This is a genomic window from Corynebacterium sp. HMSC073D01 (assembly GCF_001815555.1).
Lineage (GTDB): Bacteria > Actinomycetota > Actinomycetes > Mycobacteriales > Mycobacteriaceae > Corynebacterium > Corynebacterium glucuronolyticum.
This window is the reverse complement of sequence record NZ_KV821070.1, coordinates 67,463-75,730: the sequence shown is the minus strand read 5'-3', so window position 1 is coordinate 75,730 and position 8,268 is coordinate 67,463. Positions and strand designations below refer to the sequence as shown.

The window sequence follows — 8,268 nt, the reverse complement described above, 5'->3', positions numbered from 1 at the left end:
CGTACACAACACGGCCCAGCCGGAACCGAAGCACGAGAACTCAAACGGAGTCGGGCCGCATTTGGGCGCGCGGGCTCGGGGCAGCTGCTACGCCACGCAGGCCCCGGTGTCTACCTCGCGGGTGGAGAATTCACCGATGGTGGAAATGACCTCGTCGGCGGTGAGGGCGTAGCCGGTCTCAGACTCGTCGATGGCGGTGCCGAAGATCACGCCGAGGACCTCGCCATCAGGGTTCACAAGCGGGCCACCGGAGTTGCCGTGGCGGATAGTTCCGCGTAGGGAGTAGGTTTCCCTGTCCAGGCGGGTGGAGGCGTAGATGTTGGGGCCGTTGACCATGATCTTGTCGCGGATGCGGACGGGGCGGGCCTCAAAGGGGCCGCCTTCGGGGAAGCCCATGACGACGGCGTCGTCGCCGGTGGTGGCGGCATCTGTTGCCCACGGCAGCGTCGGCAAGCCGAGGTCGGGGACGTGGAGGACAGCGAGGTCGGTGTTTGGGTCGTAGAAGACGACGGTGGCGTCCTTCTTGCCGGAGGTGGTCTCCACATGGACGGTGTCGGCGCCAGCGACGACGTGGGCGTTGGTGATGATGGTGTCCGGGGAGGTGACAAAGCCGGAGCCCATGAGGCGACGGGAGCACTGGGCAGCGTCGGCAAGCACATAGACCACGGAGGGTCGGACGCGATCGACCATGGCCGTGTCCTCGATGAGGATGTTCGGTGGGTCAACCTCACGCGAGCCCGTAAACGGCGAGACAAGGGGTGGCAGGCCGGACTCGGAGAGGGTGGCGACAAGCTGGGCTGGAAGGTTGTCCACGACGGGCGGAGTGAGCGTGTCGATGGCCGACAGCACCCGCGAGCCCTTGATCCCCTCCCCAATCGGGCCGGTCAACCGGGTGGCAAGTGGCATCGCCACGAACCACACGACGAGGAGGAAGGCGATGGACTGGAAGATGGCCCCGAGGACGGAGTCGATGGTCATCGCGGTGCGGGTGCGGATCGACTGCCGCAGCTTGACGCCGGCGAAGCCGCCGAGGAGGTTCCCCAAGCCGGCGATGAGCACCATGACACCGAGCCCGAGTAGCAGGGTGAGGGTGTCGTTGGTGGTGTAATCGGCGACAATCGGGATGAGGGCGACAGACAAGACGATGCCGCTGAGCACCCCGACCGTGGACAGCACGGAGGCGAAGGCGCCCTGGCGCCACCCCATGATGAATGTGATGAGGGCGGCGCCAGCGATGATCAGGTCGACGAGGAGGGAGGGGGTCATAACAGTGTGCATATTAGCGAAGTCGTTCGCCATTGCGTGAATGGCTCAAGACAGTGGAGAGATCGTGGACCGACTCATCCCACGGCTTCTCCCAGCCGGCACCACGGAAAACCGCGTGCAACAGGCCAGCAGTGAAGCCCCACACGATGTAGCCGTTGATGGAAAAGGCCGGGCCCTTCCAGGCGCCGTGGCCGACCATGAGGCGGTTGGCGGGGTCGAGCAGGTGGTAGAGCGGCGCCTCGAAAACGTCGTCGGTCTCGTCGAGGCTTGCCGGGTAGACCTCCTCCGGCTCCAGCCAATAGGCGATGATGGGGTGGATGGGGTAGCCGGAGCGACGGATGTGGACCTCGTCGAGCTGCGCCACGGGCTGGACGGTGTTGGGGTCGAGCCCTGTTTCCTCCCAGGCCTCCCGCAGCGCGGTGTGGACGGGTCCGTCGTCGGTCGGGTCGGTGCGGCCGCCGGGGAAGGCAATCTGCCCCGAGTGGGTGCGCATGGTGGGGTTGCGGTGTGTGAGGAGGACGCCCGCGTCGCGGGGCACGGTGTCGGCTGCGGGGTCGCCGGAGAACAGCATGAGGACGGCGGCCTCCTGGTCGCGGTTTTCCGCCGGCGTGTGTGCCAGCTGGCGGTTGATCTCGGGGGTGGCCTGCACGAGGCGTGCTATCCAGGTGGGGATCATGGCAGTTCCTTGAGGGGTCCGGCGTGGATGTCGTCGCCGATGAGGGTGATGGGCACGACGCTGGGTAGGGACAGCGCCCCGGCGAACGTGCCGTCGGTGTCGGAGTAGCTGGGCAGGGTGATCCCCATGTCGGTGAGCATCGCGGCCCCCTTGGCGGGGTTCGCGTCCGCGTGCACGAGCACGACGGTCCAGTCGGGGTGGGTATCGGCAAACTCTTGGATCATGGGAAGTTCCTCCCGGCACGGCTCACACCACCAGGCCCACACGTTGATGAGGGTCTTTTGCTTGTCGACGTCCTCCGCATCGCCTTTCTCGCCACCGAGGCACTCGAGTTCCACTCCCCTAACGGTGCGCAGGGGGCAGTCCGGGCGCGGCGCGATCGCCTGCGTTGTGGAGGCGTGCGTGTCACCCGCCGGGTGGCCGCTGAGCAGGTGCGGCACGCCGAGGATGAGTCCGGCGATGACGATGATCGCGCCGACGATGGACCAGCCGATTGTCTTGTTCATACTCCTACCTTGGGGCAAATATCGGCGAGGACGCACTCCTCGCAGTGCGGGGACCGGGCGGTGCACACTCTCCTGCCATGAAAGATAAGGCGATGGGAGAACATCGTCCACTCGGCGGGGTCGAGCAGGGGCATAACCTGCTTTTCCACGGTCACCGCGTTGGTGGAGGTGGTGATTCCCAACCGGCGCATGAGGCGCAGAAAATGCGTGTCCACCGTCAACCCCGGCACGCCGAAGGCGTTACCCAGGATGACGTTGGCGGTCTTCCTCCCCACTCCGGGCAGCGCCACGAGTTCATCGAGCGTGCGTGGCATTTCTCCCCCGTACTCCTCCATCACGGTATTCGCCATAGCGACGATGTTCTTTGCTTTGTTGCGGAAGAACCCCGTCGACCGGATGAGGTCCTCCACGTGGTGGATGTCCGCGCCGGCCATGGCTGCGGCGTCCGGGTAGGCGGCAAAGAGCCCGGGAGTCACCTTGTTCACGCGAACGTCCGTGCACTGCGCGGAAAGGATCGTCGCCACGGCGAGCTGGAACGGGGTGTCGTAGTTCAGCTCACAGTGCGCGTCGGGGTGTTCCGCAGCGAGTCGTGCGTTGATAACAGGGACGGTCATAATTCACACCTTAGCGGGGGATAAGTAAGCTGGGGCGCATGATCTTTGTTTTTTCCTTGCTCGTACCCGTCCTGGTCGCCCTGTTTGCCATTGGCATGGAGCAATACGAGAAGATCTGCACCCGGTAGTGACGGAAATTTCTCGGTTCCCCCATTAGTGACCTATCACATAGTGTACAGTGTGAAATGTAACTTTTATCGGCGTTGAAGGAGCGAATGTGGAATCCGTACAGGAAGTTCTCTCACGGGCTGGGATTTTCCAGGGTGTTGACCCCGTAGCGGTCAACAATCTCATCAAGGAACTGGAAACCATCCGCTTCGGCAGGGGAACCACCATCTTCGAAGAGGGCGACCCCGGCAGCCGCCTCTACATCATCACCTCCGGCAAGGTGAAGCTCGCCCGCCACGCCAACGACGGCCGCGAGAACCTCCTCCAGGTCATGGGCCCCTCCGACATGTTTGGTGAGTTGTCCATCTTCGACCCGGGCCCCCGTACCTCCTCTGCCGTCTGCGTCACCGATGTCCACGCAGCCACCATGAATTCCGATCAGCTGCGCATGTGGCTGTCCGCCCACCCGGAGATCGCCGAGCAGCTCCTCCGCGTGCTGGCCCGCCGTCTCCGCCGCACAAATAACAACCTTGCCGACCTCATCTTCACCGATGTCCCCGGCCGTGTGGCCAAGACCATCTTGCAGCTGGCCAACCGCTTCGGTGTCCACGAAAACGGCGTCCTGCGCGTCAACCACGACCTCACCCAGGAGGAGATCGCTCAGCTCGTCGGTGCCTCCCGCGAGACGGTAAACAAAGCGCTGGCCACCTTCGCCCACCGTGGCTGGATTCAGCTCGAGGGCAAGTCCATCGTGATCCTGCAAACGGAAGCCCTCGCCCGCCGCGCCCACTAGTTTCTTAAGAACCGGAACCCCCTCAGTACCTCCGCGATACTGAGGGGATTTATTTAGCCCCGTGCGACACTTTTGCCGCACGCTGAAGGCCCGAATCTCCCCGACAGTTTCCGTCTTACCAATCCCGTGCCGTTTTCTTGGTTAACTCGAACAAGAGCTGAAGCAAATATGTGGTTATCCCGGCTTTTCACTACCCCCACATAATCTTCACAGAACGAGTGAAAATCAACTGGAAATGCCATACAGGCAAATCTCAGCCTTTAGTATCATTCGATTCTTTTTACCTTATAACTGTTGCTCCTAACGGTTACCCTCCGTACACTCGGCGCCACGCTCCCTCTCGCGTTGATGCAGTTGACACAAAACCGCAGCGAAACGGAGTATAGCGACCAAAAGTTCATCCGACTACGTAAGAAAAGGAGTTTCAAGGATGCACTACTTGAACAGGAAGATTGTTTCGCCGATTGTCGCAGGCGCGATGGCTACAACCCTTCTTGCCCCCCTGCAATAGCCGAAAACAACGTTCCAGAGACATCACAGACCACGGTTAGCGAAGATCTCGCCGCAAAAGCAGACAAATTTGTCACCGCTGAAGATGGGCAATTTGTTCTTGACCGCCGCGCAGCAAAAGATCAGTTGACACCGGAGGAACTCCGCGAAGTCTCTGAAGCAATCGCCACCACGAACAAACAAGTCCGCCACGGTATCGAGACCACTGAGACTGAAAGCGTTACCTGGCAAAACACGATCACCGTTTACAACTCACAAGAAGATCAGATTCACGCCGAGGAAAGAGGCATTTCCGGTGGAGTTACCAAAGTCGATTTTTCTTGGAACAAGGCAACAATCTACCTTTCTAAAGAGACCTTGGCTACGGCTGCAGGCGGTGTGAGTGTCGCCGGTATCTTTATCCCAGAGCCGATTGTAAGCAAGGTACTTTCAGCCGTTGGCGGCATCGGTGCCGTCGCTATCGGCAACCACATCGAACGTGGAGTGATCTTTGATGTAAATTACGCCGAGCTTGGAATTTCTGTACTTGTTCCCCCCTTTGGAATTCCGACCTGGGCCCCGATTCATAACGAAAGGATGCAATAGAAAATGAAGCAAGATCAAGGCTACAACCTCCCTAAGAGGTTGGTATTGCTAGCTGTTACCATTGTGTTTTTCCTTCTGATCTTTTTCAATGTACTGCCAAACTGGGGAAATATTGTTGCAGGTGCAGCGCTGGTTTCCCTCGTCATTTTCTGGCTTTAGTTTTCCAACTACAAACCACTAAAATAGGGAAACTAACGCACATCCGTAGCCACCTGAAATCCTGGGAAACATCGCCGGTGTCACCTCTTGTCCAACAAGAGTTAGGCGACTTTTTCAGCTATTCAGATGTGCTGCGGATGTTGTGAAGAGTAGGCAAGGCCAATTAGGAAAGGCCAAAATAGGTGAAAGTTGGCGCCTACTCAACGGGCTTACTTGACCGCATGAGTTGCGACGCTAGTAACTATTTGCCCCACAGGCCGAGAGCATCGCTTTTCACCGGTGGGGCTTCTGCTTGCCTGAGGTGTACGCTGCTACTCAAGGACGAAAACAGGCTCGAACCATTGGCCCCTGGTTGTCATAAGAACTTCTAAGTTGATTCGCACCCACGCTGCTGTCTATTGCTCGTTAGACGAGTTTTCTTCAAAGCGAGGTGGATCGTATGCATTCCAGCCGTGCCACGAGGTTCGAGCGCAGATTTCCTGTCCGGATTATCCCAACGATTGACACAGCGTGTTGGGCAACATATGACCTTGTCTAATGTGCCTTCGTGCGGGGTTTTCTACGAACACAATCCCAGGCTATCGCCGTACCACATCGTCGAGCCCATGTGTTCAAATACTCCGACCAGCGGGAAAACCGATAGGTTAATTCAACTGCGGGCCTCACAGGAATTACTCTGCACGCTTCCCGGACGAGAAATGCGGCGCATTCCCTGTCTAACTTTGATAACTCCATGAGCTCGTAAGCTGCGCACATCTGGATTAGTCGGTCCTGGCTATCCAGCTGTGCTTTAAGGAAAAAGTCTCTCCCTAATCGTGCTCGTGAATGTAGCGCAACGTCACGCGTGTGGACTGCTCCGCCGAATCGCGCAGAACCGGATCCACGTTGTCGTAGACCTTGTCCACGATGTCGCGAACCTTGGCATCGGGGCGAGCTCTGCAAGCGCCTCACGCACCTGCTTGAGGCGGTACTCGCGCCGCTCAATGTAGCGCGCGGCCAGGTCGGCGGTATCCGGGTGATCCGGGCCGTGGCCAGGAAGGAGCGGGATGCCCTTGCCGCGCCCACTAGGCGTTATCCGGGAGGAGAGAACGGATTCCCGTCCATATACGCGTTGACCGTCCAGACATTCCTGCAGTGAGCCCCCCGCGCATCGAGTGTGTTGCGGTAGTGCGGTGGCAGACTAACTGACTCCTCTTCGAGGTAGTAAGACGGATCGTCGACAACGTCAATTCCCGGCCAGCGCTTTTCCACAACTGCGCGACCATCACGAGCAATAGACATCCCATCAGGGAATTGCGTCTTGTCATCTACAACAGCTCCGTCGAACGCTGTCGCGAGAGCCCGGCAACCACGTAAATCAGCACCAATAAGCACGGCCTCAGGGAAGACCGAACACAGAAGGTCGGATCCGGCAAAGGAGCTCCCTGCCAAATTCGCTCTATCAAAGTGGACGTTGGCAAAGTTTCCCGAGAAGTGACCTGATCGCACGTACGCTGCTATCCACATCGAGTACTGAAAATCTCCCGTGATGACCGCTCTCGTCCAGTAGCTGCAGGTGAAGTCTGTTTTCCGCCCACGGACCCGGACTAATTTCGCGTCTTCGAGAACCGATTGAAACAAGGAGACTGAGTCGATCACCGAACTGTCAAGCACCAAGCCCGGCAAGCGAGAAAAGGCCAAGGAGACATGACAAGGCACTGCCTTTGTCGAATCATGTCCCCCCTGTGGCATGAGATACACGTTTGGACACCTGGCCATATCATGAAGGTATGCATCAAACATCTCAGGCTGAGAGAAATACGCAGGCTCCACAATCCGCTCTATTAACCCTTGCACTGCCCGGTACGTAGGTTGCCAACGGCAGGTGTGGCGAGAGTGTCCATCCTTCCATCGCGTAAAGTTCCACTTCTGCCGTCTAAAGAGTACCCCCTTATCTGCAGGCCGGTTTTTCGGATCAAATCCTGCGCAACCAAAAGAGGAATTAGCGAAGGCAACGAGCACACTCACACAGTTACTGATCTGCTCTGCATCGCCGCCCAACAATAAGGTGTCGAGATACTCCAGGGCTTGCTCCACTCCGGTTCTCCGCACACGGCATGAAGAGGACAAAAGGTTTGTTAGTATTGTCTGCCATAGCACCCCAGTAACCATCACCACCGCCTCATTTTTGACATATTCGGGGCCTCAGCATCGCTCGCTTGTACGCAGGAGACGTATTCTTGCCTTTCAAAGGAGCATTCTGCGTCGAAAAATGCACGTGAGAAATCACTCGATTCTAGGCCACAGGATTGGAACAAAGTCCCCGAAAACACCGTTTTGTCGAAGGTCGAGTGCAAAAAACTGCAATTATAGAAAATACAACCGCTAAACGATGAAGGATTAAAAGTGCAATTTGTGAAGACAGAATTAAATGCTTGAACGCTTTTAAAGGCAGCCTGTGAGAAAACAACGCTGTCAAAACTAGAATTTGAAAAATATAAAGACTCTGCCGATATTCCGATGAAGCTGCTACCGAAAAACCTCTTTCCACCAAATCCTGTTTTAAACCAGCGATTCGGGATCTCATCCGGGGCTATTAATCTGTCGAATTGCGTTTCCTCTCCTTTTACGGTCCAGTAGAGGTTACCATCACGGAACTGAATTCGATTGAGCACGGGATTTAACAATTCTTTGCGATTCATCCACGGCCATGGGTTCCTCGACTCATCAGAGCCACTTGCGCACTCGAGGAGGAAAGCCAAAACAGAATGGGAAAGGTCAGAATTCCTCGATTTATCGCTCAGACACAGGTTGTCAAGTACATTTATGAGATCAAGACCAGCGGCTAGCTTTGTGAAATCATCGCTACTATTCCATAGTTTTTGTATCCGCGCCAGTCGCTCCTCCATCATGCCTGTTACCACAGCACCAGTCTATCGGATAGATGGTGGTCAGGGGCCACATATTCGCTCATAAAAACGCGCGATTGGGAACACCCAATCGCGCGTTTTTGCGTCTCCGCTACTCGTGTTCCTTGATATAGCGCAACGTCACGCGTGTGGACTGCTCCGC

Annotated in this window: 9 protein-coding genes and 2 pseudogenes; 3 read left to right on the top strand and 8 right to left on the bottom strand. The window is 57.4% G+C overall.

Annotation, left to right across the window (positions count from 1 at the left end):
• Positions 1 to 87: 87 nt before the first annotated feature.
• From HMPREF3044_RS10100 to nth, 4 genes are read right to left on the bottom strand one after another with little or no spacing between them, the layout of a single operon-like run.
• The gene (locus HMPREF3044_RS10100) at positions 88 to 1,299 is read right to left on the bottom strand and encodes a MarP family serine protease (RefSeq protein ID WP_005394676.1); all 1,212 of its coding nucleotides are present in this window, start codon (positions 1,297 to 1,299) and stop codon (positions 88 to 90) included.
• Complete coding sequence (locus HMPREF3044_RS10095; protein ID WP_005390837.1) at positions 1,280 to 1,942, bottom strand: NUDIX hydrolase; 663 nt, start codon at positions 1,940 to 1,942, stop codon at positions 1,280 to 1,282. Before HMPREF3044_RS10095 ends, HMPREF3044_RS10100 begins: the two co-directional genes overlap by 20 nt.
• Positions 1,939 to 2,448, bottom strand: a complete 510-nt coding sequence (locus tag HMPREF3044_RS10090) for a TlpA family protein disulfide reductase (protein ID WP_005394672.1) — start codon at positions 2,446 to 2,448, stop codon at positions 1,939 to 1,941. The genes HMPREF3044_RS10095 and HMPREF3044_RS10090 overlap by 4 nt, the downstream gene beginning before the upstream one ends.
• A complete protein-coding gene (gene nth / locus HMPREF3044_RS10085) occupies positions 2,445 to 3,062 on the bottom strand; it encodes an endonuclease III (RefSeq protein ID WP_005394670.1) in 618 nt (205 codons plus the stop codon). The genes HMPREF3044_RS10090 and nth overlap by 4 nt, the downstream gene beginning before the upstream one ends.
• A 217-nt stretch (positions 3,063 to 3,279) precedes the next feature.
• On the opposite strand from nth, the gene glxR reads away from it, so the two are divergent.
• From glxR to HMPREF3044_RS13170, 3 genes are all read left to right on the top strand, one after another.
• Positions 3,280 to 3,963: a CRP-like cAMP-activated global transcriptional regulator GlxR gene (gene glxR / locus HMPREF3044_RS10080; protein ID WP_005390841.1), complete on the top strand. Its 684-nt coding sequence runs from the start codon at positions 3,280 to 3,282 to the stop codon at positions 3,961 to 3,963.
• A gap of 348 nt (positions 3,964 to 4,311) precedes the next feature.
• Positions 4,312 to 5,058 (top strand): hypothetical protein, encoded by a 747-nt coding sequence (locus HMPREF3044_RS10075; RefSeq protein WP_070741355.1) that lies wholly within the window; start codon positions 4,312 to 4,314, stop codon positions 5,056 to 5,058.
• 3 nt (positions 5,059 to 5,061) lie between these two features.
• The gene (locus HMPREF3044_RS13170) at positions 5,062 to 5,217 is read left to right on the top strand and encodes a hypothetical protein (RefSeq protein ID WP_168167250.1); all 156 of its coding nucleotides are present in this window, start codon (positions 5,062 to 5,064) and stop codon (positions 5,215 to 5,217) included.
• Positions 5,218 to 6,026: 809 nt separating this feature from the next.
• Here HMPREF3044_RS13170 and HMPREF3044_RS12985 read toward each other — a convergent pair.
• From HMPREF3044_RS12985 to HMPREF3044_RS10065, 4 genes and pseudogenes are all read right to left on the bottom strand, one after another.
• Positions 6,027 to 6,277 (bottom strand): annotated as a pseudogene (locus HMPREF3044_RS12985) (MBL fold metallo-hydrolase); the annotation flags it as partial.
• An 11-nt stretch (positions 6,278 to 6,288) separates the two neighbouring features.
• Positions 6,289 to 6,498 (bottom strand): hypothetical protein, encoded by a 210-nt coding sequence (locus tag HMPREF3044_RS13445; RefSeq protein WP_231286109.1) that lies wholly within the window; start codon positions 6,496 to 6,498, stop codon positions 6,289 to 6,291.
• Between the two features lie 72 nt (positions 6,499 to 6,570).
• Positions 6,571 to 6,723: pseudogene (locus tag HMPREF3044_RS13440) on the bottom strand (pentapeptide repeat-containing protein); the annotation flags it as partial.
• Between the two features lie 644 nt (positions 6,724 to 7,367).
• On the bottom strand, positions 7,368 to 8,120 hold the full coding sequence (locus HMPREF3044_RS10065; protein WP_246821015.1) for a pentapeptide repeat-containing protein: 753 nt from the start codon (positions 8,118 to 8,120) through the stop codon (positions 7,368 to 7,370).
• Positions 8,121 to 8,268 lie beyond the last annotated feature (148 nt).

Bases quoted from the DNA above. Each gene is read 5' to 3' on its own strand.
- HMPREF3044_RS10100 (WP_005394676.1), bottom strand. From the start codon at position 1,299: ATGGCGAACGACTTCGCTAATATGCACACTGTTATGACCCCCTCCCTC.
- HMPREF3044_RS10095 (WP_005390837.1), bottom strand. From the start codon at position 1,942: ATGATCCCCACCTGGATAGCACGCCTCGTGCAGGCCACCCCCGAGATC.
- HMPREF3044_RS10090 (WP_005394672.1), bottom strand. From the start codon at position 2,448: ATGAACAAGACAATCGGCTGGTCCATCGTCGGCGCGATCATCGTCATC.
- nth (WP_005394670.1), bottom strand. From the start codon at position 3,062: ATGACCGTCCCTGTTATCAACGCACGACTCGCTGCGGAACACCCCGAC.
- HMPREF3044_RS10075 (WP_070741355.1), top strand. From the start codon at position 4,312: ATGCAGTTGACACAAAACCGCAGCGAAACGGAGTATAGCGACCAAAAG.
- HMPREF3044_RS13170 (WP_168167250.1), top strand. From the start codon at position 5,062: ATGAAGCAAGATCAAGGCTACAACCTCCCTAAGAGGTTGGTATTGCTA.
- HMPREF3044_RS13445 (WP_231286109.1), bottom strand. From the start codon at position 6,498: ATGTCTATTGCTCGTGATGGTCGCGCAGTTGTGGAAAAGCGCTGGCCG.